Here is a 26,265-nt window from a genome sequence, read left to right on the forward strand (position 1 = left end):
GGCCGCCGCGCGGGCGGCGGCCGAGGCGCTGGCCCGCACGCCGGAGCAACTGCCGGCGCTGGCCCGCGCCGGTGTGGTCGACGCGGGCGGCCGGGGCCTCTGCGTGCTGCTCGACACCCTGGTCGAGGTGCTCACCGGGGAGATCGCCGTGCGCGCCGCGCCGGCGCCGCGCGCCGCCCGGCCCGCCGCCACGGTCGCCCGGGAGACCGGCTCCGAGGAGTACGCCTACGAGGTGCAGTTCCTGCTCGACGCCCCGGCCGAGGCGGTCGCCGGGATGCGCCGGGCGCTGGCGGCGCTGGGGGATTCGCTTGTCGTCGTCGGCGACGGGCGCGAGCCGGAGGGCACCTGGAACGTCCACGTCCACGTCAACGACGTGGGCGCGGCGGTCGAGGCGGGGGTCGCCGCCGGCCGCCCGTACCGGATCTCGGTGACCCGTTTCGCCGACCAGCCCAAGCCGTCGCCCGGCCCGGCCACGGACGGTCGGGCCGCCGTGGTGGTGGCCACCGGCGTCGGGATCGCCGGGCTGTTCGCCGCGGAGGGAGCCACCGTGGTGCCGGGCAACCCGTCCACGGGGGAACTGCTGGACGCGGTGCGCAGCACCGGCGCGGCGCGGGTCGTGGTGCTGCCCAACGACCCGAACACCGAGGCGGTGGCGAGCGCGGCGGCCCGCGAGGCACACCGCTACGGCATCAAGGTGAGCGTGGTGCCGACGCGCTCGCCGGTGCAGGCGCTGGCCGCCCTCGCGGTCCGTGACGGCGCCCGCCGCTTCGAGGACGACGTGATCGCGATGGCCGAGGCGGCGGGCGCCTGCCGCTACGCCGAGGTCTGCCACGCCAGCCGGGAGGCGCTGACCGTCGCCGGCCCGTGCCGCCCGGGGGACGTGCTGGCGCTGGTGGAGGGGGAGGTGCACCTCATCGGCGCCGACCTGACCGACATCTGCGCGGCGGTGGTCGACCGGATGCTCGGCGGCGGCGGGGAGCTGGTCACCCTGCTGGCCGGGGTGGACGCGCCGGCCGGGCTCACCGATGCCGTCCGCGCGCACGTCGCGCGGCGCTGGCCGTTCGTCGAGGTGCAGGCGTTCCCGGGCGGGCAACCGCACTATCCGCTCCTGGTGGGGGTCGAATGAGCGAACCGGCCACGGTGGACACCCCGCTGAAGAAGCTGGTCGGGGACAAGACGGCCAAGGCGCTGGCCGCTCACCTCGACCTGCACACCGCGGGTGACCTCGTCTACCACTTCCCGCGCCGCTACGACGAGCGTGGCGAGCACACCGACATCCGTTCGCTGGACGTCGGCGAGCAGGTCACCGTGCTGGCCCAGGTGCAGCGCACCGCGGTGCGCCCGATGCGCCAACGCCGGGGCAACCTGCTGGAGGTGACCGTCGGCGACGGCTCCGGCGGGTTGCTGACGCTGACCTTCTTCGGCAACCAGGCGTGGCGCGAGCGGGAGCTGCGTCCGGGCCGGTGGGGGTTGTTCGCCGGCAAGGTCACCGAATTCCGGGGCAAGCGCCAGCTCAACGGCCCGGAGTACGTCCTGCTCGGCGAGGGCGGCGACGGCGAGGCGGCGGTCAGCGACGAGATCGAGGAGTTCGCCGGCGCGCTGATCCCCGTCTACCCGGCCGCGGCGGCGGTGCCGACCTGGGTGATCGCCCGCTGTGTGCGGGTCGTGCTGGACACCTTCACCCCGCCGGAGGATCCGGTGCCGGCCACGGTGCGGGCCAGCCGCAACCTGGTCGGGTTGGGCAGCGCGCTGCGGGAGATCCACCGGCCGAGCAGCAAGGAGGATCTCTACCGGGCGCGGCACCGGCTCAAGTGGGACGAGGCGTTCGCCGTCCAGCTGACGCTGGTGCAGCGCAAGCACCGGGCCGCCGACTGGCCGGCCCGACCCCGCCCGGCGCACCCGGGTGGGCTGCTGGACGCCTTCGACGCCCGGCTGCCGTACGAGCTGACCGCCGGCCAGCGCGACGTCGGCGTGGAGATCGCCGCCGACCTGGCCGCCCCGCACCCGATGCACCGGTTGTTGCAGGGCGAGGTGGGCTCGGGCAAGACGGTGGTGGCGTTGCGGGCGATGCTCCAGGTGGTGGACGCGGGCGGCCAGGCGGCGCTGCTGGCGCCCACCGAGGTGCTGGCCGCACAGCACCACCGCGGCATGCTCGACCTCCTCGGGCCGCTCGGGCGGGCCGGCGAACTGGATTCCGCCGAGCACGCCACCCGGGTGGAGCTGGTCACCGGTTCGCTGGGCGCGGCCGCTCGCCGCCGGGCGCTCGGCGAGGTGGCCACCGGCGCCGCCGGCATCGTGCTCGGCACCCACGCGCTGCTCTACGAGGGTGTGGACTTCGCCGACCTCGGCCTGGTGGTGGTCGACGAGCAGCACCGCTTCGGGGTGGAGCAGCGCGACGCGCTGCGGGCCAAGGCCGAGCAGCCGCCGCACGTGCTGGTGATGACGGCCACCCCGATCCCGCGCACGGTGGCGATGACGGTCTACGGCGACCTGGAGGTCTCCACCCTCTCCCAGCTGCCCCGGGGGCGCTCGCCGATCGCCTCGCACGTGGTGCCGGCCGCCGAGAAACCGGCCTTTTTGGACCGGGCCTGGCGCCGGCTGCGCGAGGAGGTGGCCGCCAGCCATCAGGCGTACGTGGTCTGCCCGCGAATCGGAGAGGGGCCGGTCAGCGACGAGGAGCCGCCGCCGGTGGACGACAACGGCCGCCGGCCACCGCTGGCGGTGACCGAGGTGGCCCCGCTGCTGGCTGAGGGGCCGCTGCACGGGCTGCGGATCGGGGTGCTGCACGGCCGGCTGCCGGCCGACGAGAAGGACGCGGTGATGCGCTCCTTCGCCGCCGGCGACCTGGACGTGCTGGTGGCCACCACCGTGGTCGAGGTGGGTGTGGACGTACCCAACGCGACCGTGATGATCGTGCTGGACGCCGACCGCTTCGGTGTCTCCCAACTGCACCAGCTGCGCGGTCGGGTCGGCCGGGGCGCCGCGGCGGGGCTCTGCCTGCTGGTCAGCGAGGCGGCTGAGGGGTCGCCGGCCCGGGAACGGCTGGACGCCGTCGCCTCCACCAGCGACGGTTTCAAGCTCGCCGAGCTGGATCTGGAGCAGCGTCGTGAGGGCGACGTGCTGGGCGCCACCCAGTCCGGGCGCCGCTCACACCTGCGGCTGCTGTCCCTGCTGCGCGACGCCGACCTGATCCGCGACGCCCGCGCCGAGGCGATCGCCCTGGTCGAGGACGACCCGGACCTGACCCGGCATCCGGCGCTGGCCGCGTCGGTCACCGCCCTGGTCGACGAGGACCGCGCGGAGTACCTGGAGAAGGGCTGACGTCTCGACCCGCCACGAGGCGCTTGGCACGCGGATGAAACGCCCGAGGGCGCGCCGACCGGGTGGTCGACGCGCCCTCGGGGTTCAGCGCGGTTCGGTTCAGACGGTGAACCGGAGCCGGCGACGGCGAGCAACCAGGAACAGGCCCGCACCGGCAGCCAGCAGGACGACGGCGCCGCCCGCGATCAGGGTGGTGTTCGTGCCGGTGAGCGGCAGGCCGCCACCCTCACCCTCGTCGCACTCGGCCGGCTGCTCCCACGCGATCGGCTCGGTGTCGTCAAGGCCGTCGGCGGCCGGCGTGACGGTGAGGCCCTCGGTCGCGTCGAAGGAGACGGAGCCGGTCTTGCCGGGCTCGACGGTCAGCGTCTTGGCATCGCCCTTGTTCGGGGTCAGCGTCAGGACGACGGTCTCACCGTCGGCCGGGTTCTCGATCGTGAAGGTGAGGCTGTCGCAGGTCGACTCGACGGTGCCCACCGGCTCGGCCGGCGCCGGCGTGACGGTCGGCGTCGGGCTCGGGCTCTCGGCCGGCGGCTGGCTCGGCGACGGAGACGCGGTGGTGGGGGACGGGGTCGGGCTGGGGGACTCCGTCGGGGTGGCGGTCGGCGTCGGGGTGGGCTCCGCGGCGCAGGTACCGGCCTCGGTGGCTGCCACCGTCCGGTGCTCGGTCACGATCCGGTCCGGACGCTCCCAGCGCGCCTCGACGGTCAGCTCGATCTTCGGGTTCTTCTCGGTGAAGGTGTGGGTCTGGGTTCCGGTGAGGAGGTCCCCACCCTTCGCCGGGAGGGTGGCGCCGACCTTCAGGTCGCCATCAGTGAACTCGTCGCCGATGGTCGACTTGACCGAGGTGATCTCGGCATCGATGTTCTCGCTGTTGCCGACCTTCCACGTGACCGTGGCCTTGCCGTCGGCGGCCAGGCAGTAGGTGCCGGACGGCTCGGGGTGGTGGGCGCTGGCCGGCGCGGCGAACGTCGTCATGGCGCCGATGCCGATCAGCGCGCCGGCGGCGACGGCCGCGGTACGCCGGAACGGAGACTTCGGACGGATCACTGGTACTCCCGGAGTGCTGAAGCGTTAGGGGCGTGGCACGGGAACGACAGTGGACGGTCACTGCACGTCCGGATCGAGGGATGCGTTCCCGAGCCGTGGGCCGGTGGATTCCCGCCGGCACCCGGCAGACCCTAGCGAGATCGCCGTGCGTGATACAGCGCTCAGGATTAGCTAAGACTGATGTTATGAATATGAGATCATCGATACACGAACCGTGATCATGTGGTTGCTGGGGCGATACGGGCGGTGTCGATCGCGGTCTCCGTCGGCTCGCGTAGCGTCGGGGTCATGAGCAGGAGGAGACGGTGACCCGGATCGTGGCCGGGACGCTCGGCGGCCGGCGGATCGCCGCGCCCCCCGGCGCCGGCACCCGACCCACCTCCGACCGGGTCCGGGAGGCGCTGTTCAGCGCCGTCCAGGCCGAGGCCGATCTCGACGGCGCCCGCTTCGCCGACCTGTACGCCGGCTCCGGCGCGGTCGGGCTGGAGGCGCTCTCCCGTGGCGCCCGGCACGTGCTGCTGGTCGAGTCCGACCCTCGGGCGGCCCGGGTGATCCGCGAGAACGTGGCGGCCCTGCGGGCCGGCCCCGCCGTCCGCCTGGTGACCGGCAGGGTGGCGACCGTGCTGGCCGCCGGCCCGGACGGCGGGCCGTACGACGTGGTCTTCGCCGACCCGCCGTACGCGGTGCCGGACGCCGAGATCACCGCGCTGCTGACCACCCTGGTCGACGGTGGCTGGCTGGCGAGCGACGCGCTGGTGGTGGTGGAGCGGTCCGGCCGCACCGGGCCGGTCGAGTGGGTGGACGGGATCACGGCCGAGCGCAGTCGCCGTTACGGCGAGACCACCCTTTGGTACGGTCGCCGATCATGAGACGCGCGGTTTGCCCCGGCTCGTTCGACCCGGTCACCAACGGACACCTCGACATCATCGGACGGGCCAGCCGGCTCTTCGACGAGGTGATCGTCGGCGTGCTGATAAACCAGTCGAAGAGTGGCCTCTTCACCGTCGATGAGCGGATCGACATGCTCCGCGAGGTGACCGCCTCGTACGGAAACGTGCGGGTCGAGTCTTTCCGTGGGCTGCTGGTCGACTTCTGCCGGGCCCAGCAGGCGAGCGTGCTGATCAAGGGCCTGCGGGCGGTCAGCGACTTCGACTACGAGCTGCAGATGGCCCAGATGAACATCGGGCTGGCCGGCGTCGAGACGCTGTTCATGCCGACCAACCCGCTCTACTCCTTCCTCTCCTCCAGTCTGGTCAAGGACGTGGCCAAGTGGGGCGGCGACATCTCCGCCCACGTCCCCGACCTGGTCCGCGAAGCCCTTCAGTCCCGCCTCGGCCCCCGCTCCTGACCATTCGGCGCGGTTGCGATCCTGAATCGTGGCCTTTGTGACAGTTGTCGGCCGGTGCGTGCAGGATCGCCGGGGCCCTTTCCCGCGCGGTCGCGTCGTGTGACGATGCCGCGACGCGCCGGGTCGGGGTGGATCGGGCAGGTGTGGGGCGGGCACGACATGATTGGTAGAGCGGGGAACCGGCCGTAGCCCGCATCATGGAGGTCGGCCGACGAACGACAGGAGTGAGGTACCGGTGGACCCGCTCGATCGCATCGACGAACTGATCGCCATGGTGGAGCAGGCCCGCTCCGTCCCGATGTCGCGCAACAACTGCATGGTCGACCGGGGCGAGATGATCGCGGCCCTCGACGAGATGCGCGCCGACCTCCCCGCCGACCTGCGTCGCGCGGGCGCGCTGCTCGACGAGCGCGACAAGATCATGGAAGCCGGCAAGCGCGAGGCGGACCGGATCATCAGCGAGGGTGAGGCGGAACACGCCCGCCTCGTCTCGGTGAACGAGATCACCGTCTCCGCCGAGCACGAGGGGGCCCGGATCGTCGCCGAGGCCCGGGCCGAGGCGCAGCGCCTGCGTGAGGAGGTCGACGACTACGTCGACACCGCGCTGGCCAACTTCGAGCAGTTCCTTACCAGGGCGCTCGCCTCGATAGAGCGTGGCCGCGACAAGATGCACGCGCTGCGGGAGATCGGCACCTTCGGTGGGGATGAGGCGGAACGCCCGCTACCCTTCTGAGCGGCACCTCACCAGCCGACATTCTTGGGCGGGCGTCGCCCCCGGTTCGACGGTCCGGCGGTCGTCCAGGTAACCTTTTTTGTCGGCCTCACACCGGCCGGAGTCTGACTATGCCCAAACACTCGCCATCGACACTCGACCCCAGGTCGCCGCTGGTCCTCGACACGAGGGACCTGCCGCGCCGGCCTGGCGCGTTGCGTACGGTCCAGCGGGTCGTGCCGGCACCGGCGGACCTCGGTGTGGAGTTGATCGGCGTTCCGGAGGGCGCGGACCTCGACCTCGACCTGAGGTTGCAGTCGGTGTCCGAGGGCGTGCTCGTCTCCGGGACCATCACCGGTCCCGTCCGGGGCGAGTGCGGGCGCTGCCTGCGCGAGATCAACGACTCGATGGCCGTGACGATCCAGGAGCTGTACGCGTACGAGAACAGCACCACGGACGCCACGACCGAAGAGGACGAGGTGGGCCGGATGCAGGGCGATCTGATCGACCTGGAGCCGGCGCTGCGGGACGCGTTGGTGCTCACGCTGCCGACCAACCCGCTCTGCCGGGAGGACTGCCCAGGACTGTGCCCCGAATGCGGGACGCACTGGGACGATCTGCCGGCCGACCACAGTCACCAGCAGATCGACCCGCGTTGGGTGGGCCTGTCGCAACTGACCCGTACAGAGGAGTAAGAACCGTGGCCGTCCCGAAGCGCAAGATGTCGCGCAGCAACACCCGGTCCCGCCGGGCGAACTGGAAGGCGACCGTGGTCGCGACCGTCGCGTGCCCGCAGTGCAAGTCCCCGAAGCTGCCGCACGCCGCCTGCTCCGTCTGCGGCACCTACAACGGCCGCCAGGTCATCGAGGTCTGACCTGGACGCCGAGTGACGCCCCCGATCCCAGGTCGGGCGGCGCGCGCACCCTGGCATTCGCCCGGTGCCCCGGCTCCCTCCGACGCCGGCCGGCCCACTCCGGTCGGCGTTCCAGTGGAGCCGGGCACCGCGCGGATCGCCGTTGACCTCCTCGGCGGGGACGACTCTCCCGCCGTCGTGGTTGACGGCGCTCTGCGAGCCGTGCGCACCGACCCTGACCTGCATCTCCTTCTCGTCGGCCCGGCTGAGGTCGCCGACGAGCTGATCGCTGCCCTCGATCCGGCCCAACGTGCCCGGATCACGGTGCGGCCGGTCCGCGACGCCGTCGGCATGGCCGACCATCCCAGCGCCGCCCGCGCGGAGAGCACCGTCCGGGCCGCCGTCACCGCCGTCCGCGACGGCACCGCCGACGCCCTGGTCTCCGCAGGCGCCACCGGTGCCACCGTCACCGCTGCCGTGCTCGGCCTCGGTCGCTGGCCCGAGATCCGTCAACCCGCCCTCGTCGCCACCCTGCCCGGGGTCGCCGGGCCGGTCGTGCTGCTCGACGTCGGCGGCTCGCTGGAGCCCCGCCCGGCCACCCTCGCCCGGCACGCCGTGCTCGGCGCCGCGTACGCGACGGTGGCGCATTCGATCGCCGAGCCCCGTGTCGGCCTGCTCTCGGTCGGCACCGAGGCCGGCAAGGGCGACCGGGTCCGTCGGGCCACCGATCCGCTGCTCGCCGTCGAGCCGCTGCCCGCAGCGGCGCGCTACGTCGGGCTGGTCGAGGGGTACGACGTCGCCCTCGGCGCGCGCGCCGATGTGGTGGTCACTGACGGCTTCACCGGTAACGTGCTGCTCAAGGCGATCGAGGGCGCGTACGCCATGGCCGGCGGCCCGCCCGTCGTTGGTGGCGCTCCCCGCGCCGCCGCCCTGCTCGGCGTAGCCGGGACGGTGGTCGTCTGCCACGGCTCCGCTCGCGCCGCCGACGTCGCCTCCGGCATCGCCCTCGCCGCCCACCTGTGGCGGCGGCACGCCACCGCCCTGGTCTCCGCGTTGCTCGACGGCGACGCCGCGACGCACCGCACCGACCGCTCCACCGACACCGAGGTACGCACATCATGAGCAACGACAAGCGGCGGCGGGCGTCCGTCGGTCACCTGGAAGCCGCGTTCGGCGTGAGCCTGGACCCTGACCTGCTGCAACGCGCGCTGACCCACCGCTCGTACGCGTACGAGAACGGCGGCCTGCCCACCAACGAGCGGCTGGAGTTCCTCGGCGACTCGGTGCTCGGCGTGGTGATCACCACGGCGCTCTTCCACAACCACCCGGACCTGCCCGAGGGGCAGCTGGCCAAGCTGCGGGCCAGCGTGGTCAACATGCGCGCGCTCGCCGACGTGGCCCGTGGCCTGGGACCGGACGGCCTCGGCGCGTACCTGCTGCTCGGCAAGGGCGAGGAGACCACCGGAGGTCGGGACAAGGCGAGCATCCTGGCCGACACCCTGGAGGCGCTGCTCGGCGCGATCTACCTCCAGTACGGGCTGGACACCGCCGGGATCGTCATCCACCGGCTCTTCGACCCGCTGATGGCGGAGTCGGCAGGCCGGGGCGCGGCCCTGGACTGGAAGACCAGCCTCCAGGAGCTGACCGCGGCGCTCGGGCTCGGCGTGCCGGAATACCGGATCGAGGGCACCGGCCCGGACCACCTCAAGACGTTCACCGCCTGGGTGGTGGTGGCCGGCAACCGGTACGGCGGCGCCGAGGGGCGCAGCAAGAAGGAGGCCGAGCAGCGCGCCGCCGAGGCGGCCTGGCGCACGCTCGCCGACGAGGACGACCAGGACGATCAGGTCGGCCAGTCTGGTCGGGACGGCCAGGCTGGAGCGAACGGGCGCACCGGCCGGGACGGATCGGCCGACCGCGATGAGCCGGCCGGGCCGATGGAACGCGCCGAGCGGGCGGCCCAGACCGAGCAGGCTGACCACCTCGCGCAGGCCATGCCGGCCGACGTCGCGGACCGCGGGACGGGGCTACGACGTGCCTGAGTTGCCCGAGGTGGAGACCGTCCGGCAGGGGCTGGCCCAGTGGGTCATCGGCCGCCGGATCGCCTCGGTGGAGGTCCGCCACCCCCGTGCGGTCCGCCGGCACGTCCCCGGCGGAGCGCACTTCGCCGACGTGCTCGCCGACCGGACCGTGCTGGACGTCCGCCGCCGCGGCAAGTACCTGTGGTTGCCGCTGGACAGCGGCGACGCCGTGATCGGGCACCTCGGCATGTCCGGTCAGCTGCTGTTCCAGCCGCCCGGCACGCCCGACGAGACCCACCTGCGGGTGCGGTTCCGGTTCGCCGACGGCGGGCCGGAGCTGCGCTTCGTCGACCAGCGCACGTTCGGTGGGCTCTCGGTCAGCGAGGGCGGCGCGGACCTGCCCGCGGAGATCGCGCACATCGCCCGCGACCCGATGGACCCGGAGTTCGCCGACGCGGCGTTCGTCGCCGCGCTGCGCCGCCGACGGACCGAGGTGAAACGGGCTCTGCTCGATCAGACCCTGATCTCGGGGGTGGGCAACATCTACGCCGACGAGGCGCTCTGGCGCGCCGGGCTGCACGGCACCCGGCCCACCGACGCGCTGACCGGTCCGGCCGCGCAGCGCCTGCTCGGCCACGTCCGCGACGTGCTCGCTGAGGCGATCAAGGAGGGTGGCACCAGCTTCGACGCCCTCTACGTCAACGTCAACGGTGAGAGCGGCTACTTCGACCGGGCGTTGAACGTCTACGGCCGCGAGGGTGAGCCGTGCCGGCGGTGCGGCGCCCCGGTCCGCCGGGAGGCGTTCATGAACCGCTCCTCGTACAGCTGCCCACACTGCCAGCCCCGGCCCCGGGGTTCCCTTCGGGGATGACCCGGAGGTCGCTCGGGGTCGGGTCCGGCGGGTCGCGGCCGACCTTTCCGGGCTGGACCCGGGCGGCGGTCCGAATCGCGGGTTGATGCCCGCCGTACCGCCCGAACGGTCCCGCCGACCCGTGTGGACCGGCTCCGGGGACGGCGGGGGACGATCCCCGATGTGACCGCCTCGTCACGCTCCTAACGTCAGCACCGTTGACAGGGGGTTGACGTGACAGGGGGACCCGAGATGGGGACAAGACCGGTGACGGTGCGGATGGCGCGGTGGAGCGCCGAGCACCCGTGGCGGGCGATAGCGCTGTGGGCCGTTTTCGTGGCGGTGTGCTTCCTCGGTGGCAACGCCGCCGGCCTCAACGAGGCCACCAGCGGCGACCAGGCGATCGGCGAGGCGGGGCGCGCCGGCCTGATCGTGGATGCCGGCGCCTTCGACGACGCGGCCGTGGAGAACGTCCTGATCACGTCGCGGGCCGGCGCGCTGGACCCGGCGGCGGCGAAGGTGGCGGCGGACGACGCGGCGGCCCGGCTGCGCACGGTCACCGGCGTCGCCGAGATCGGCCCGCCGGTGACCGCCCGGGACGGCTCGGCGCTGCTGCTGCCGATCACCATGTCCGGCGACCCGGGTACCGCGTCCGACCGGGTGCAGCCGCTCCGTGACGCCACCGCCACCGTCCAGGAGGCGCACCCGCAGCTGCGCGTCGAGCAGGTCGGCGGCCCGTCCATCGGGCAGGCCCTCGACGACACCCTGGGCAAGGACTTCAAGCGCGCCGAGCTGCTCAGTCTGCCGGTCACGCTGGCGATCCTGATCGTCGCGTTCGGCGCACTGATCGCGGCCAGCGTGCCGGTGCTGCTGGCGCTCTCCTCGGTCGCCGCCGCGATGGGTCTGTCCACTCTCGCCTCGCACCTCGTGCCGGCCACCGACACCACGGCCCCGGTGATCCTGCTGATCGGCATGGCGGTCGGGGTCGACTACTCGCTGTTCTACGTCCGGCGGGAGCGGGAGGAACGCGCCAAGGGCCGCTCCGGGCTGGACGCGGTGGAGATCGCTGCGGAGACCTCCGGGCACGCCGTGGTGGTCTCCGGCTTCGCAGTGATCATCTCGATGGCCGGCCTGCTGCTCGCTGGCGACGTGGTCTTCTCGTCGCTGGCCGTCGGCTCGATCCTGGTCGTCGCGGTCGCGGTGGTCGGCTCGCTGACCGTGCTGCCCGCACTGCTCGCCAAGCTCGGTCGTTGGGTCGACCGCCCCCGGGTGCCGCTGCTCTGGCGACTGACCGCCCCACGCGCCGGCCGGCACGGCCAGCCCCGCTCGCCCCGGCTCTGGCCGGCGGTGCTCCGGCCCGCGCTGCGTGCCCCGGTGCCGACCCTGGTCATCTCGGTCGGGTTGCTGCTCGCGCTCGCCGCGCCGGCACTCGGCATGAAGCTGAAGTTCCCCGGCATGGAGGACCTGCCGCGCACCACCCCGGCAATGCAGGCGTACGACCGCCTCACCGCCGCCTTCCCGAGCACCGGCACCAACCACGTTGTGGCCGTCCGGGCGCCGGCCGAGCAGGCCGACCGGGTCCGCGCGGCGCTCACCGACCTGGCCACCCGGGCTGCCAGCGATCCGCTGTTCGCCCCCACCGAGGCCGACGGCCCGAAGATCGAGGTGTCGGCCGACCGGCGGGTCTCGGTGCTCGACGTGGCCACCCCGTATGCCAGCCGTGACGACCGGTCGGTGCGGTCGCTGGAGAAGCTGCGCGAGGACCTGGTCCCGGCCGAGCTGCGGGGCATCCCCGGCATCGAGTACGCGGTCGGCGGCAGCGTGGCCGACAGCGAGGACTACGCGCAGCACGTCCGGGACAAGCTGCCGCTGGTGATGGGCTTCGTCCTGGTGCTCACCTTCCTGGTCATGGTGCTCACCTTCCGGTCGGTGGTGGTGGCGGCCAGCGCGATCGCGTTGAACCTGCTCTCCGCCGGCGCCGCGTACGGGCTGCTGGTGCTGGTCTTCCAGGGCGACTGGGCGGCGGGGCCGCTCGGCTTCACCTCGATGGGCGCGATCGTGTCCTGGCTGCCGCTGTTCCTCTTCGTGGTGCTCTTCGGCCTCTCCATGGACTACCACGTCTTCGTGGTCAGCCGGATCCGCGAGGGCATTCGGGCGGGCATGTCCAACCGGGACGCGGTGGCGTACGGGATCACGTCCTCGGCCGGCGTGGTGACCAGTGCGGCGATCGTGATGGTCGGGGTGTTCTCCATCTTCGCCACGCTGAGCACGATCGACATGAAGCAGCTCGGCATCGGCCTGGCGGCGGCGATCCTGCTGGACGCCACGATCATCCGGGGCGTGGTGCTGCCGGCGCTGATGACCATGCTCGGCGACGCCAACTGGTGGGCCCCACGCTTCCTGCGCCCGCGCTCGGCGCCCACCCCCACCGAACCACCGGCCCCCGCCCCGGAGCTGGTGCCGGTGTCCTGACTCCTGCCGCACCCCACCCCGTCCGCGTCGATCCAGACGATTCTCCCTGGATCGACGCGGACGGGGCTGCGTCAGGGCAGGGGGCAGGCTTCTCGCCAGGCGTTCAGGGTCCGGTCCTTGCGGATGGACGCGAAGCCGTAGCCGACGGTGGTGACGCAGAAGTCGTCGGTCGAGCCGGTGTACTCGACATGGAAGACCGGTTTGTCGGCGTCGGCGAAGGGCAGCAGCTTGGCGCACTGGTCGAGCCGGACGCATTCCTCGTTGACCGCGAAGTCGAAGTCCGGGGCCAGCGCGGCGAGCTGTGGCACGTCGTTGACCAGCCCGGGGGAGAGGTCCAGCGACCGGGCCAGCCGGGCCAGCCGGCGGTTGAACAGCAGTTGGTCGTCGAAGTCGAGCGGGAAGCCGCTGCGCTGGGCGTACCCGTCGGCGTCGGCCAGCGCCACCGCGCCGAAGCCCTTGCCCCGGCAGAGCCGGAACCGGTCGGCCAGCACCGGCTCAAGCGCGTCCCACCGCCGGACGTCCAGCCACCGGCTGCCGGGTTGGCGGCCGGTGGAGCCCTGTACGGCGGCCGGGAGCCGGCTGGCGTCCGGGTCGTCCGAGCGGACCGAGCCGATGTGCACCTGGCAGATCAGCCGGCGGTTCCGGGAGCGCAGCTCGGCGGTCTGGGCGGCGGTGGTGGCCACCGGGTCGAGCAGGAAGACGTCGGCGTCCACCGCCGGGTCGAGCGGGCCGTGGAGCTGCCACTGCCACTGCCAGTGCCGGGCCTGGTCGGTCGGCCAGGGGGTGGGCGCCCCGGGCGGGGTGAACTCGGCCCGGCAGCCGTACGCCGGGACCAGCAGGACGAGGGCGACGCAGGCCGCCGCGATTCGGCGCAGCGGGCATAAGACGGCGCGTCGCCGCGGCCGGATCCGCATCGGCAGCTCCCGGGTCCCGGGCGGCCCGTCGCCGCCCTCACCGGTACGCCGCCCCCACGCTCCGGCCCGGCGTACCTCACCGGGTCAAACGAGCGCGGGGGCGGGGACGACGCGCGGTCAGCGCGGCGCCGCGAAGACCTGCGTCCAGTACGGTCCGTTGCTGTTGGCGATGCCGACGCCGATTTCGGTGAACGCGCAGTTCAGGATGTTCGCCCGGTGGCCGGAGCTGTTCATCCAGGCGTCCATCACGGCGGCCGGGGTCTTCTGGTTCCACGCCACGTTCTCGCCGTAGGTGCGCCAGGCGTAGCCCACCCGGTCGAGCCGGACTCCGGCGTTGCTGCCGTCGCTGCCGGTGTGCGACATGTTCTTGTGATCGGCCTGGTCCTGGCTGTGCCGCTGGGCGGCGGTCATCAGCTTGTCGTCGATGCTCAGCGCCTTGCAGCCGGCCTTGGCCCGTTCGGCGTTGACCAGGTCGACCACCTCGCGGGCCTGGGCGCTGACGGTGCCGCTGCCGCCGGAGCCCGTGCCGGTGGTGCTGCTCGGCGCGCTGGTGCGCGGGGTGCTGCGCCGCGAGGCGGCGGTGGCGCGCGACGACGCCGGGCTGGGCTTGACGACCTTGCTAGGTGTCGGGCTCGGCCGGGCGGAACTGGGCGCGGTGGTCGGGGAGGGCGCGACCAGGTTGTCGCCCACCGGCTCCTCGGTCGGCACCGCCGGGGCGGCGGCGAGGGTGTCGTCGACGGCGGTCGGCTCGCTGGCCGTGCCGCCTCCGCCGGGCAGGGCGAGCGCGCCGACGCCGAGGCTCACCACGAGGGTGGCCGCCGCGGCGGCGCCGCCGATCACCAGGGGGCGGCGCCAGCGCCGCTGGGAGCGGTGCCGGCCCTCGCTGGAACGGCCCGCACCGGTCGTGTCGGTCGGCCAGCCGCCGGTGGTCTCCTCGGCGGGGGTGTTGCCGCGCCAGTCGCCGGTCGCCTCGTCGTCCTGCCGGTAGGCGGGCTCGTACGCGGGCCAGGCGGCGGTCGGGCCGTCGGCGGGCTCGGCGGGGGCCGCCGGTTCCTGCTGCCAACGGGCGGTGGGCTGCGGGCGGTGCCACTCGTCGCCGGGCTGGTCAGGGTCGTCGTCACCGAACAGGTAGGCCGAGCGGGGTTCCGGGCGGTCCCTCAGCCAGTCCGGCTCGTCGGTCGGCCGCTCGGCGCGCCGGGGGGCGCCGTTCGGGTCCATCGGGTCGGTCCAGCCGTACACGCACTGCCTCCACGGGGTCGGTTGCGGGCCGGAGTGACGCTACGACCCGCCCACTACCTGCGGCAACGTGGCTAAGGAAGAGTTAAGGGGAAGTCGGACGCCAAGGTGCGGACTTCCCGGAATTCGGGCGTACAGTAAAGGTGTCCGGACAGAGAGTGTCCGTGCCTTGAGGCAGCCCCCCCGACAAGTGGACAGGTCGACGTAGAGATGATCTACGGCCTGCGAGAACTTGACGAAGGGGGGTTTGCGGCTCAATATATAGGTGTCGCCAGTCGCGCCCGGTCATGCCCAGATACAGCTGGAATGACAGTCGCGTATGAATGGGCGCGCGTTGGCCGGCCTTTCCGGCAGCGCATATCAAGGAGTCAGCATGGCGAAGGCCCTCTACGGCCACGTAGGTGCAGCGCCCGACCGGCGTCTGCTCGACGAGGTCACCCGACTGCGTGCCAGGGTTCAGGCACTGGAGTTCGAGATCACGCGTCTGCGCGCCGACAACGATCGGCTCGCGGCGGCTGCGGCGGAGGCGGACGACCTGCTTCGTCTGGCCGAGCCGGCGCTGACCTGATCTCCGGGGTCGGAAAACTGAATCGCACCATCGCAAAAATGCGCGCCGACACCTCTGTGCCGGCGCGCAACGCTGTCCGGCCCCTTTCCCGGTCGGCTATTTATGATCTTGTCTCGGGCGGCGCTGGAACCGCGCCAGTTGTTTCCGGAAACGCGTCGGACGGCGTACCGATCATGAACGGTGTTTGTCTTTCTCGCCGCCTCTCGAACAACAGCGCCGGCGGCTCGCACTCGCGTCCCGCGCTTCCGACCGGCGCGCTTCGGGGCGGGTCGCGTGCCCGACCGCTCCCGCCACCGGGTTAGTCTGCGGGTTCACCAGGTCCGCGCAGCCGGCGACGGTACGGCGGCCACCGGACAAGGATCGAGAAGGTGTATCTCAAGAGCCTGACGGTGAAGGGCTTCAAGTCCTTCGCCTCCGCCACGACGTTGAAGCTGGAGCCCGGGATCACCTGCGTGGTGGGCCCGAACGGCTCCGGCAAGTCCAACGTCGTCGACGCCATCGCCTGGGTGCTCGGCGAGCAGGGCGCCAAGGCGCTACGCGGCGGCAAGATGGAGGACGTCATCTTCGCCGGCACCGCCGGCCGGGCGCCGCTGGGTCGCGCCGAGGTCACCCTCACCATCGACAACACCGACGGCGCGCTGCCGATCGAGTACACCGAGGTCTCCATCACCCGCCGGATGTTCCGCTCCGGCGAGAGCGAGTACGAGATCAACGGCAACTCGTGCCGGTTGCTGGACATCCAGGAGCTGCTCTCCGACTCCGGCATCGGCCGGGAGATGCACATCATCGTCGGCCAGGGCCGGCTCGACGGCATGCTGCACGCCAAGCCGGAGGACCGCCGGGCGTTCATCGAGGAGGCGGCCGGCGTCCTCAAGCACCGCAAGCGCAAGGAAAAGGCGCTGCGCAAGCTCGACGCGATGCAGGTGAATCTCAACCGGCTCACCGACCTCACGGCCGAGCTGCGCCGCCAGCTCAAGCCGCTGGGCCGGCAGGCGGAGGTGGCCCGGCGGGCCGCCGCCATCCAGGCGAACCTGCGCGACGCCCGGCTGCGGCTGCTCGCCGACGACCTGGCCACCCTGCGGACCACCCTCGACCGGGAGATCGCCGACGAGACCGCGCTGCGGGAGCGGCGCGAGCAGGTCGAGGCCGAGCACGCCGAGGTGCAGGGCCGGCTCGGTGAGCTGGAGGCCGCGCTGGCCGAGGACGCGCCGCTGCTCGCCGCCGCCCAGGACACCTGGTACAAGCTGTCCGCCCTCCAAGAACGCTTCCGGTCGATCGAACAGCTCGCCCGCGAACGGCTGCGGCACCTGAGCGCCACCGGCGACGACGAGCGGCCCGGCCGCGACCCGGACCAGCTGGAGGCCGAGGCCGAGCGGGTCCGCGAGCAGGAGGAGGAGCTGCGCGCGGCGCTCACCGACGACCAGATCCGGCTGGCCGAGGCCGTGGAGCACCGCCAGGAGCTGGAGCGTCAGCTCGCCGCCGCCGAACGGGAGCTGGTCGTCGCCGCCAAGGCCATCGCCGACCGGCGCGAAGGGATGGCCCGGCTCACCGGCCAGGTCAACTCGGCCCAGGCCCGGACCACCAGCGCCGGCGAGGAGATCGAACGGCTCGCCGTCGCGCACGCCGACGCGATGAGCCGTGCCGAGGCGGCGCAGGCCGACCTGGACGCGGTCTCCGCGCAGTCCACCGAGGCGGACCGGGACAACGCCGACCTGGACGCCCGGCACGCCGAGGCGGTCGCCGGGCAGGAGCGGGCGCAGGCCACCGTCCGGTCGCTGGCCGACGCCGAGCGGGCGGCGGAGAAGGACGCGGCCACCTGGAAGGCCCGGGAGGAGGCGCTCTCCCTTGGCCTGCGACGCAAGGACGGGGCGGGCGCGCTGCTCGCCCGGGCCGGCGACGTCCCCGGCCTGCTCGGCAGCCTCGCCGGGCTGCTCACCGTCGCCCCGGGACACGAGGCCGCGTTGGCCGCCGCGCTCGGCGGCCTCGCCGACGCGGTCGCGGTCAGCGGGGTGGACGAGGCCGTCGAGGCGATGCGGCTGCTCAAGATCTCCGACGCCGGCCGGGCCGGCCTGCTGGTGGGCAGCCCGGCGGGGCCGGGCATGACCGGTTCCGCCGACGCGCTGCGTCCAAAGGTGCCCGACGGCGCTCGATGGGCTCCCGACCTGGTGGAATGCGCCGCCGAGCTGCGCCCCGCGGTGCACCGGGCACTGCGCGACGTGGTGCTCGTCGATGATCTGGCCGCCGCGGCCGACCTGGTCGCCGGCAATCCCGAGCTGCGCGCGGTCACCCCGGACGGGGACGTCGTCGGGGCGTACGCGGCGGCCGGCGGGTCGGCCAAGGCGCCCAGCTACATCGAGGTGCAGGCGGCCGTCGAGGAGGCTCGCAGCAACCGGCTCGCCGCCGAGCAGACCGGCGCGGAGCTGCGCGACCAGCTTGGCGAGGCACGTGCCGAGGTGGCCGTCGCCAAGGAGGCCGTGCAGCACGCCGCCGCCGAGAAGCGCGAAGCGGAGAGCCACCGGAACGCCGCCGCCCGCAGACTGGCCGAGCTGGGTGCGGCGGCCCGCTCGGCGAAGGCGGAGACCGACCGCCTCGGCGAGTCCCGGGCCCGTGCCGAGGCCGCCCGGCAGCGGGACCTCGCCGCGCTCGCCGAGCTGGAGGAGCGGCTTCGGCTGGCCGAGGAGACCCCGGTCGACGCCGAGCCCTCCGCCGAGGAGCGGGACCAGCTCGCCGCGATGGTGCCGCAGGCCCGGCAGAACGAGATGGAGGTCCGGCTCGCGGTGCGTACCGCCGAGGAGCGGGTCTCCTCGATCGCCGGCCGGGCCGACTCGCTGGCCCGGCAGGCCACCGCGGAGCGGGCCGCCCGGGAACGCGCCGCGGCCCGGCGGGCCGTCCGCACCCGGGGCGCGGGCATCGCCCGGGCCGTCGCCGCCGGCGCCCGGGAGGCGCTCACCCGGCTCACCACCTCGATCGCGGCCGCGGAGGAGCACCGCGACGCGGTGGCCCGGGAACGCGCCGCCCGCGAGGCGGAGCTCCAGGAGGTACGCGGAGCCGCCAAGCGGTTCGGCGCGGAACTGGAGCGGCTGACCAGCCAGGTGCACCGGGACGAGGTGGCCCGCGCCGAGCAGCGGCTGCGCATCGAGCAGTTGGAGGCGAAGGCGGCCGAGGACTTCGGGTTGGACGTGGAGACCCTGGTCGCCGAGTACGGGCCCACCCAACCCGTACCGCCCACCCAGGTCGACGTCGCGGCGGCCGAACGCGACGGGCTCCCGGTGCCCGAGCCGGTCCGCTACGAGCGGCCGGTGCAGGAGAAGCGGGCCGCCAAGGCCGAACGCGAACTGGCCCTGCTCGGCAAGGTCAACCCGCTCGCGCTGGAGGAGTTCGCCGCGCTGGAGGAGCGTTTCAAGTTCCTCTCCGAGCAGCTGGAGGACCTCAAGGCCACCCGGCGGGACCTGCTCACCGTGGTCAAGGACGTGGACGAGCGGATCCTGGAGGTCTTCGCCAGCGCGTTCGAGGACACCGCGCGGGAGTTCGAGCAGGTGTTCACCGTGCTCTTCCCCGGCGGTGAGGGTCGGCTGATTCTCACCGACCCCGAGGACCTGCTCACCACCGGCGTCGAGGTGGAGGCCCGCCCGCCGGGCAAGAAGATCAAGCGGCTGTCGCTGCTCTCCGGTGGCGAGCGGTCGCTGACCGCGGTGGCCATGCTGGTGGCGATCTTCCGCGCCCGGCCCAGCCCGTTCTACATCATGGACGAGGTGGAAGCCGCCCTGGACGACGTGAACCTGGGCCGGCTGATCACGCTGCTGGCACAGTTGCGGGAGAAGAGTCAGCTGATCGTCATCACGCACCAGAAGCGGACGATGGAGATCGCCGACGCGCTCTACGGAGTGACCATGCGCAGCGGTGTCACCCAGGTGATCAGCCAACGGCTCAACCGGGCCGACGAGGACGACCAGCGGCACAGCCGCGGCGAGGAGAACGGGTAGTGGCTCGGGAACGCGCGACGGCGCTCCTGCTGGATCTGGACGGCGTACTGCGCCGGTTCGACCCGGCGGTGGCCGCCGGGGTGGAGCGGGAGTACGGCCTCGCCGACGGGGTGCTCACCGAGATCGCCATGCGGTGGGGCCGGCTCCAGCCTGTGCTCACCGGCCAGGTCAGCCACGCCGACTGGGTGGGAAGCGTGGCGGACGCGCTGGCCGAGCCGGCCGGCGACCCGGACCGGGCCCGGGCGGCGGTGGAGCAGTGGCAGCGCTACCGGGGCGAGGTGGACACCGAGGTGCTCGACTTCGTCCGGGAGGTGCGCGCAGCAGGGATCAAGGTCGGCCTGGCCACCAACGCCACCGACCTGCTCGACGCCGACCTGGCCACGCTCGGCCTGACCGGCGAGCTGGACGTGGTGGTGAACTCCTCGACGCTCGGGGTGCACAAGCCGGCCCCGGAGTACTTCCAGGCCGCCTGCGTGGCACTGGCCACCCCGCCGGCCCGGGTGCTCTTCGTCGACGACGAGGACTGGGCAATCCGGGGCGCCAGGGCCGCCGGCCTGTCGGCACACCGCTGGGGCGGCCACGCCGACCTGCGCTACCTGCGGGCGGCGCTGAACTACTGAGCGGCCCTCACTCGCCGGTGACGCCGTCGATACGCTCGCGAATCAGGTCGGCGTGACCGTTGTGCCGGGCGTACTCCTCGATCATGTGCACATAGACCCAGCGCAGGTTGAAGGTGCGCTTCTTCGCGCCGACCTCCGTGAAGGTCTCGTCGAGCGAGTGGCCGAAGGCAGCCTCCCGGGCCAGCGCCACCTCCCGATGGAAGGTGGCGAAGTCGGCCTCGGCGTCGGCGGCGCTGACGTCGTGGTCGGCGTCCGGCGTCTCCGGGGTGAAGTACGGGTAGTCGACCGGCTCGCCGGCGAAGTTCTCCCGGAACCACCAGGCCTCCACCTCGGCCAGGTGCCGGACCAGGCCGAGCAGGGTCAGCCCGGACGGCTCCACGCTCGGCGTGCGCAGCTGGGCCTCGGTCAGCCCGGCGCATTTGAGCAGCAGCGTCTGTCGGTGGTAGTCGAGCCAGCCGTCGAGCATGGTGCGCTCGTCGCCGACGTACGGTTCAGGTGTCCGGGTGATCTCCGGTGCGATCCACGTCATGCCGCGCATCCTGCCCGGCGGACCTGACACAACGCGACGGGTTATCAGGGCACCACGACGACGGGCCAGCGGCCGGTGCGAACCAGGCGGGTGGCGACCGAGCCGACCAGCCGGTGACCCGCCTGCTCGGAAGCGCCGACCACCACCATGTCGGCCTGGAACTCGTCGGCCGCCGCGCACAGTTCGCCGTACGCGTCGCCCCGCCGGCACAGGAAGGTCACCGGCAGGCCGAGCTCCTCGGCGCCGCGCCGGCACTCCCGGCGCAGTTCGTCGGCCAACTCGTCGTGGGTGCGCTGCACCGCGCCCGCGTCCATCCCCGGCACCAGGGCGGTCAGTCCGCTCGCCGAGCTGACGAAGAGCACCACCAGCGCGGCGCCCTGCCGGCGGGCCAGGCCGGCGGCGTAGGAGCCGGCCCGCTCGGAGGTGCGGGTGCCGTCCACACCCACCATGATCACCCGGGGTCCGTCCGTGCCTCGCTCGAAGGGCAACGGGCGGGTCCGGGGCCCGTAGTCCTCGCGGTCAGGCGCTCCCACGCTCATGGCTGTCTACCTCACCTCTGCTCGCCGGTACGGACGACGGCGGCATCAGCGCCGGCCCCGATGGTTGATTCTTGCTCGACTTCGGCGCCGACCGGAGAGCCGGTGTGCTGCCGCAGCGGCACCTCCTTGATGAAGCTCACAGCGATCAGCGCGATCAGCGCGAAGGGGGCAGCGGCCACGAAGATGTCGCCAGCGCCGTGGCCGTACGCGCTCTCCACCACCGCCCGGATCGGGCCGGGCAGGGTGTGCACGTCGGGAAGGACGCCACCGCCGCCCGAGCTGGACGCGGAGATGCCGAGCCGGGCCAGGCCCTCGGACGTGTAGCCGGTGACCTTGTGGCCGAGCACCGCGCCGAGCGCGGAGACGCCGATCGCGCCGCCCAGGCTGCGGAAGAACGCCACCATCGAGCTGGCCGCGCCGAGCTCGTGCGTGCCGACGGTGTTCTGCACGGCGAGGACCAGGTTCTGCATGGTCATGCCGAGGCCGATGCCGACCAGCGCCATGTAGATGCTGAGCAGGGTGAAGCTCGTGTCGGCCCGGAGCGTGCCCATCAGCGCGAAGCCGACTGTGAGCAGCGCCGTACCGATCACCAGGAACCGCTTCCAGCGGCCGGTCTTGGTGATGATCCGACCGCTCAGCGTCGACGCGACCAGTAGGCCGAGGATCATCGGCAGGGTCATGAGGCCGGACATCGTCGGGCTCTGGCCGCGGCTGATCTGGAAGTACTGGCCGAGGAAGACCGAGGCGCCGAACATGCCCACGCCGACCGCGATGCTCGCGACGACGGCCAGGGTGATGGTGCGGTTGCGGAACAGGCGCGGCGGGATCATCGGCTCGGCGGCCCGGGTCTCCACCCGGATCGCCAACGCGCCGAGCACCAGCGCGCCGATCACCATGGCGGCGGACTGCCAGGAGGTCCAGTCGAACTGGTTACCGGCGAGCGAGACCCAGATCAGCAGCAACGAGACGGCCGCGGTGATCAGCGTGGCGCCCCACCAGTCGATCTGCGCCTTCCGCTTCACCACCGGCAGGTGCAGGGTCTTCTGGAGCACGACCAGCGCGGCGATGGCGAAGGGCACCCCAACGTAGAAGCACCAGCGCCAGCCCAGCCACGAGGTGTCGACGATCACGCCGCCGATCAGCGGGCCGCCGATGGTGCCGACGGCCAACACGGCGCCGAGGTAGCCGCTGTAGCGTCCCCGCTCGCGCGGCGCGATCATGGTCGCCATGATCACCTGGGCCAGCGCGGTGAGGCCGCCGGCGCCGATGCCCTGGAGCACCCGGCAGGCGATCAGCTCACTGGTGCCCTGCGCGGCGCCGGCCAGCACCGAGCCCAGCACGTAGATCCCCAGGGAGAGCTGGACCAGGAGCTTCTTGCTGGTCAGGTCGGCGAGCTTGCCCCAGATGGGGGTGGTCGCGGTGGTCGCGAGCAGGGCCGAGGTGACCACCCAGGTGTACGCGGACTGGCCGCCGTGCAGCTCGGTGATGATCCGCGGCAGCGCGTTCGAGACGACCGTGGAGGAGAGGATCGCGACGAACATGCCCAGCAGCAGACCGGAGAGGGCCTCCAGGATCTGTCGGTGGGTCATGTCGACGCCGGTCGCCCGGGTGGGCGCTGTCGCCTGGCTCATCGTTGCTGCCTCCGCGTGGAGTCGAGGTGGAGCGGCGGGGCCGGTGAGGCCGCTGCCGCTCAGAAGTTGCTTGAAGCAACCGTAGGGGTTGGTTGCCTCAAGCAACAACTCGTCGGACCGCGCCGGCATTCCCCGCCGCCGCCGGTCAGACCCAGGAGTCGTTGAACCGGCCGAGCAGCCGGGCGAACTCCTCGACGTCCCGGGCCGGCCAGCCGTCCAGGGCGCGCAGGAATTCGCCCAGCCGGGCGGACCGGGCGACGTCGAACCGCCGCTGACCCTCCTCGGTGAGGCTGATCTGCGCGGCCCGCCGATCGCTGGGATCGGGGTCGCGGTTGACCAGGCCGAGCGCTTCCAGCCCGTTGATCTGCCGGCTCAACGTCCCCTTGCCCACCCCCAGCCGCCCCGCCAGCTCGGTCAACCGGATCGAGCCACTGCGGCGCAGCCAGAGCAGCAGGCCGTAGGTGTTCGGTTCGAGGTTCGGGTGCACCTCCCGGGCGATCTCCCAGGAGACCGCCCGGCCACGACGCAGCAGGGCCGTCAGTTCGTGCTCGACCGCCCGGATCGGCTTCGGCAGGTGCTCGTCGTCCACGGCGTAGAGACTACGGCGGGGTCAGCTCAGCCGTTGCCGGAGAGCCGGTGGCGCATCACCGGGCGTAGCCGCCCATCCTTCGTGGTGCCCTCGACGGTCACCTCAGCCGCGCGCCCCCGGTGGGTCAGGGTGGACACCGCGTTGCCGAAGTAGGGGCCGGCCAGCTTGCGCCAGCGCACCCCCGGGCGGCGGACACCCGCCGAGCGGGCCAACGCCCGGGTCGCCCCCGCCGGGCCGGCCGACCAGGCGAGCCGCATCAGCGGACGGATACCGGCCGGCACCTGGTTGTGGATCGGCGAACAGGTGAGCTGGTGCACCGGGGTCACCACCGCCGGGTCGGCGAACCGGGCCTGGGCCACGTACGAGTGGTGCACGTCCCCGGACAGCACGCTGATCGACGCCGGCGGGGCGTACGCCGGGCCTGCGCCGACCCGCGCGCCGGACCGGCTCGGGGTGCCGGTGCCGATCCGGGCGAAGGTTTCCGCGAGCGCCTCGAAGGAGCGGCGGAAGGCAGCCCAGTGCTCCAGGTCCAGTGCCCGGCGCAGCTTCTCCGCCCCGCGCGCCACCCAGGGCCGGCGTGAGTCGGCGAGCTTCTCGTTCCACGCCTCGACATGGTGGATGCCCTGCGGCAGCAGCCAGGGCAGCGAGGCGCCGACCACCAGGTGGTCGTAAACCCCGTGCGCCTGGTCGAGGAACCAGGCCCACTCACCCGGCGGCAGCATCGCCCGGTTGCCCCGCTCGAGCACCCGACTGCACCGGTTGTCCAGCATCACCAGCCGGGTCCGGCCCAGGTCCAGCGCGTAACTCCACTGGTACTGCACCGCACGCCAACGCTCGGTGTCGTGCGCCAGGTCGGACTCCTGGTCGACCCGGTGGCCGAACTCGCGCAGCACGCCGGTGGCGTCCTCCGCGGCGGTGACCTTCGCGAACACCGGGTCGGCGGCGATGTCGTCCGGGGAGAGGTTGCCCAGGTGCTGGTAGACCCAGTAGGAGGCGAGACCGCTGCCGATCCGCTCGGACCACCACGGCTGCTCGCGGACCTCGGCCCGCCAGGACGCCGAGGTGTTCCAGTCGTCGATGATCTCGTGGTCGTCGAAGATCATCACGCTCGGCACGGTGGAGAGCAGCCAGCGGATCTCCGGATCCCGCCAGGACTCCAGGTAGAGCTTGGTGTACTCGTCGAAGCTCACCACCTGGTCGGCCGGGGCGCCCTTCGGTCGCCGCCGGCGCCGACGCAGCAACCGGCGCACCGTCGGCGACGTGACGTCGGCGTAGACCTGGTCGCCGAGCAGCACCAGCAGGTCCGGCAGCGCGTTCGCCTCGGGGTCGGCCATCAACCGCCGGGCGTACGCGTCCAGCGCGTCCGGCGGGAGCTTGCGCGTGGTGGCGTGCTGGGTGGTTTCCCGGCATGAGCCGAAGAGCAGGCTCACCGGCTGGTCCCGGTCGTCGGCCGCCCGGGTGCGGATCACACTCGGCGGGAAGCCGCTGCTCGGCACCGGCCAGACCACCTCGTCGTCGACCAGCACCTCGTACGTGGTCGCGCTGTCCGGGGTGAGCCCCTGCACCACCACGAGCGCGTAGTGATGGTCGTACGCCGAGAAGGTGGCTTCGGTGCCGGTGGCGCCGTCCGCGGTGCGGACGGTGACCACGGCGGGCGCCGCCGTCTCCACCCAGATGGTCGCCCGGGTGTCCACCACTCGCCGCAGAAGGGGGCCGATGAGGAGGTGGGCGGCGGGCATGCGGCGAGCCTACCGCCGGTTCCCGCACCGGCCGGGGTGCGGTGGCTGGGACGCCGCGCCCGGCATCTGACAGGATTCCGGCATGGCCGAATATCTCGTCCTCGCTCTGGTCCTGCTCGGTGTGCTGATCGCCGGCACAGTCGGGCTGGTCGTGCCGCGATTGCGGCGGCGGCCCGAGCCCCCACTGCCGCGCACCGAGGTCGACACCCGGGCCGAGGAGGATCTCGCCGGCCCGCCGGTCGAGGCGCCGGAGTCCGATCTGTCCACCGGTGTCCTGGTCGAGCCGCCACCGGTGCTCGAGGTGCCCGCGCCGACCGTCGAGGTGCCCGCGCCGACCGTCGAGGTGCCCGAGCCGACCGCCGGGCGGCTGGTCCGGCTCCGCTCGCGGCTGTCCCGCTCGCAGAACGTCTTCGGCAAGGGGCTGCTCGGCCTGCTCGCCCGCGACCACCTCGACGAGGACGTCTGGGAGGAGATCGAGGACAGCCTGATCACCGCCGACGTCGGCGTCGACGCCACCCGCGACATCGTCGACCGGCTGCGCGAGCGCACCCGGGTGCTGGGCACCCGCTCGGCCTCCGAGCTGCGCGCACTGCTCGCCGCCGAGTTGGTCAACGCCCTCGACCCGAGCCTGGACCGGTCGCTGCGCACCGCCCCGAAGGACGGCGTCCCGGCGGTGCTGCTGGTCGTCGGCGTCAACGGCGCCGGCAAGACCACCACCTGCGGCAAGATCGCCCGGGTGCTGGTGGCCGACGGCCGCAGCGTCCTGCTCGGCGCGGCGGACACCTTCCGGGCCGCCGCCGCCGACCAGCTGGAGACCTGGGGGTCACGGGTCGGGGCGGAGACCGTCCGCGGCCCGGAGGCCGCGGACCCGGCCAGCGTCGCCTTCGACGCGGTCAAGCGCGGCATCGACACCGGCGTGGACACCGTGCTCATCGACACCGCCGGCCGGCTGCAGAACAAGGTCGGCCTGATGGACGAGCTGGGCAAGGTCAAGCGGGTGGTGGAGAAACAGGGCCCGATCGATGAGACACTGCTCATCCTGGACGCCACAACAGGGCAGAACGGTCTGGAGCAGGCCCGGGTCTTCACCGAGGTGGTCAACGTGACGGGCGTGGTCCTGACCAAGCTCGACGGCACCGCGAAGGGCGGCATCGTGATCGCCGTGCAGCGCAAGCTGGGCATCCCGGTGAAGCTCGTCGGCCTCGGTGAGGGCAAGGACGATCTGGCCCCGTTCGACCCGGCGCAGTTCGTCGACGCGCTGTTGGGCACCGAGGCCGCCGGACGGGACGCGTAGTC

Annotated in this window: 23 protein-coding genes; 15 read left to right on the forward strand and 8 right to left on the reverse strand. The window is 72.9% G+C overall.

Going from position 1 to position 26,265, the window contains the following annotated elements; genetic code table 11:
- Both ACWD6N_RS26720 and recG read left to right on the forward strand, forming a co-directional pair.
- Positions 1-1,126: DAK2 domain-containing protein (locus tag ACWD6N_RS26720; protein ID WP_450005241.1), on the forward strand; the 1,126-nt coding region annotated here is incomplete at its 5' end.
- Positions 1,123-3,321, forward strand: a complete 2,199-nt coding sequence (gene recG, locus ACWD6N_RS26725; RefSeq protein WP_354966950.1) for an ATP-dependent DNA helicase RecG — start codon at positions 1,123-1,125, stop codon at positions 3,319-3,321. The genes ACWD6N_RS26720 and recG, both read left to right, overlap by 4 nt.
- 99 nt (positions 3,322-3,420) lie before the next feature.
- On the opposite strand, the gene ACWD6N_RS26730 is transcribed toward recG, so the two are convergent.
- Positions 3,421-4,368, reverse strand: coding sequence for an LPXTG cell wall anchor domain-containing protein (locus tag ACWD6N_RS26730; RefSeq protein WP_354966949.1), 948 nt, complete (start codon positions 4,366-4,368; stop codon positions 3,421-3,423).
- A gap of 305 nt (positions 4,369-4,673) precedes the next feature.
- Here ACWD6N_RS26730 and rsmD point away from each other — a divergent pair, with 305 nt between their 5' ends.
- The 9 genes from rsmD (at position 4,674) to ACWD6N_RS26775 (ending at position 12,621) form a co-directional block, all read left to right on the forward strand.
- On the forward strand, positions 4,674-5,237 hold the full coding sequence (rsmD, locus tag ACWD6N_RS26735) for a 16S rRNA (guanine(966)-N(2))-methyltransferase RsmD (RefSeq protein ID WP_354966948.1): 564 nt from the start codon (positions 4,674-4,676) through the stop codon (positions 5,235-5,237).
- Positions 5,234-5,716 (forward strand): pantetheine-phosphate adenylyltransferase, encoded by a 483-nt coding sequence (gene coaD, locus ACWD6N_RS26740; RefSeq protein ID WP_354966947.1) that lies wholly within the window; start codon positions 5,234-5,236, stop codon positions 5,714-5,716. The genes rsmD and coaD overlap by 4 nt, the downstream gene beginning before the upstream one ends.
- Positions 5,717-5,951: 235 nt before the next feature.
- Entirely contained in the window at positions 5,952-6,449 is a 498-nt protein-coding gene (locus tag ACWD6N_RS26745) for an SPFH domain-containing protein (RefSeq protein ID WP_354966946.1), read from the forward strand.
- 110 nt (positions 6,450-6,559) lie between these two features.
- Complete coding sequence (locus ACWD6N_RS26750) at positions 6,560-7,123, forward strand: YceD family protein (RefSeq protein WP_354966945.1); 564 nt, start codon at positions 6,560-6,562, stop codon at positions 7,121-7,123.
- Between the two features lie 5 nt (positions 7,124-7,128).
- Positions 7,129-7,302, forward strand: a complete 174-nt coding sequence (gene rpmF / locus ACWD6N_RS26755) for a 50S ribosomal protein L32 (RefSeq protein ID WP_074317731.1) — start codon at positions 7,129-7,131, stop codon at positions 7,300-7,302.
- Between the two features lie 114 nt (positions 7,303-7,416).
- Positions 7,417-8,403, forward strand: coding sequence for a phosphate acyltransferase PlsX (locus ACWD6N_RS26760; RefSeq protein WP_354966944.1), 987 nt, complete (start codon positions 7,417-7,419; stop codon positions 8,401-8,403).
- Positions 8,400-9,320, forward strand: coding sequence for a ribonuclease III (gene rnc, locus ACWD6N_RS26765; protein WP_354966943.1), 921 nt, complete (start codon positions 8,400-8,402; stop codon positions 9,318-9,320). The genes ACWD6N_RS26760 and rnc overlap by 4 nt, the downstream gene beginning before the upstream one ends.
- Entirely contained in the window at positions 9,313-10,170 is an 858-nt protein-coding gene (gene mutM, locus ACWD6N_RS26770) for a bifunctional DNA-formamidopyrimidine glycosylase/DNA-(apurinic or apyrimidinic site) lyase (RefSeq protein WP_354966942.1), read from the forward strand. Before rnc ends, mutM begins: the two co-directional genes overlap by 8 nt.
- Before the next feature lie 231 nt (positions 10,171-10,401).
- Positions 10,402-12,621, forward strand: coding sequence for an MMPL family transporter (locus ACWD6N_RS26775; RefSeq protein ID WP_354966941.1), 2,220 nt, complete (start codon positions 10,402-10,404; stop codon positions 12,619-12,621).
- A 71-nt stretch (positions 12,622-12,692) separates the two neighbouring features.
- On the opposite strand, the gene ACWD6N_RS26780 is transcribed toward ACWD6N_RS26775, so the two are convergent.
- The gene (locus tag ACWD6N_RS26780; protein WP_354966940.1) at positions 12,693-13,535 is read right to left on the reverse strand and encodes an endo alpha-1,4 polygalactosaminidase; all 843 of its coding nucleotides are present in this window, start codon (positions 13,533-13,535) and stop codon (positions 12,693-12,695) included.
- Between the two features lie 117 nt (positions 13,536-13,652).
- Positions 13,653-14,753 (reverse strand): CAP domain-containing protein, encoded by a 1,101-nt coding sequence (locus ACWD6N_RS26785; RefSeq protein WP_354967062.1) that lies wholly within the window; start codon positions 14,751-14,753, stop codon positions 13,653-13,655.
- Positions 14,754-15,144: 391 nt separating this feature from the next.
- Here ACWD6N_RS26785 and ACWD6N_RS26790 point away from each other — a divergent pair, with 391 nt between their 5' ends.
- The 3 genes from ACWD6N_RS26790 (at position 15,145) to ACWD6N_RS26800 (ending at position 19,942) form a co-directional block, all read left to right on the forward strand.
- Complete coding sequence (locus ACWD6N_RS26790) at positions 15,145-15,339, forward strand: hypothetical protein (protein ID WP_007456482.1); 195 nt, start codon at positions 15,145-15,147, stop codon at positions 15,337-15,339.
- Positions 15,340-15,707: 368 nt separating this feature from the next.
- Positions 15,708-19,322: a chromosome segregation protein SMC gene (gene smc, locus ACWD6N_RS26795; RefSeq protein ID WP_450005242.1), complete on the forward strand. Its 3,615-nt coding sequence runs from the start codon at positions 15,708-15,710 to the stop codon at positions 19,320-19,322.
- Entirely contained in the window at positions 19,322-19,942 is a 621-nt protein-coding gene (locus ACWD6N_RS26800) for an HAD family hydrolase (RefSeq protein ID WP_354966938.1), read from the forward strand. The genes smc and ACWD6N_RS26800 overlap by 1 nt, the downstream gene beginning before the upstream one ends.
- A gap of 7 nt (positions 19,943-19,949) precedes the next feature.
- On the opposite strand, the gene ACWD6N_RS26805 is transcribed toward ACWD6N_RS26800, so the two are convergent.
- The 5 genes from ACWD6N_RS26805 to ACWD6N_RS26825 all read right to left on the reverse strand — a co-directional run bounded on the left by ACWD6N_RS26805 (position 19,950) and on the right by ACWD6N_RS26825 (position 24,969).
- Positions 19,950-20,471, reverse strand: a complete 522-nt coding sequence (locus ACWD6N_RS26805; protein ID WP_354966937.1) for a DinB family protein — start codon at positions 20,469-20,471, stop codon at positions 19,950-19,952.
- Positions 20,472-20,515: 44 nt separating this feature from the next.
- Positions 20,516-21,010 carry a universal stress protein gene (locus ACWD6N_RS26810; RefSeq protein ID WP_354966936.1) on the reverse strand — a complete coding sequence of 165 codons (495 nt, stop codon included), beginning with the start codon at positions 21,008-21,010 and terminating at the stop codon, positions 20,516-20,518.
- A gap of 11 nt (positions 21,011-21,021) precedes the next feature.
- Positions 21,022-22,641, reverse strand: a complete 1,620-nt coding sequence (locus ACWD6N_RS26815; protein WP_387327010.1) for an MDR family MFS transporter — start codon at positions 22,639-22,641, stop codon at positions 21,022-21,024.
- Positions 22,642-22,786: 145 nt separating this feature from the next.
- Positions 22,787-23,230, reverse strand: a complete 444-nt coding sequence (locus ACWD6N_RS26820) for a MarR family winged helix-turn-helix transcriptional regulator (RefSeq protein ID WP_354966934.1) — start codon at positions 23,228-23,230, stop codon at positions 22,787-22,789.
- A gap of 26 nt (positions 23,231-23,256) precedes the next feature.
- Positions 23,257-24,969, reverse strand: coding sequence for an alkaline phosphatase D family protein (locus tag ACWD6N_RS26825; protein WP_387327012.1), 1,713 nt, complete (start codon positions 24,967-24,969; stop codon positions 23,257-23,259).
- A gap of 82 nt (positions 24,970-25,051) precedes the next feature.
- On the opposite strand from ACWD6N_RS26825, the gene ftsY reads away from it, so the two are divergent.
- Positions 25,052-26,263, forward strand: a complete 1,212-nt coding sequence (ftsY, locus tag ACWD6N_RS26830; protein WP_354966932.1) for a signal recognition particle-docking protein FtsY — start codon at positions 25,052-25,054, stop codon at positions 26,261-26,263.
- Positions 26,264-26,265 lie beyond the last annotated feature (2 nt).

Source organism: Micromonospora sp. NPDC005163, from assembly GCF_053599835.1.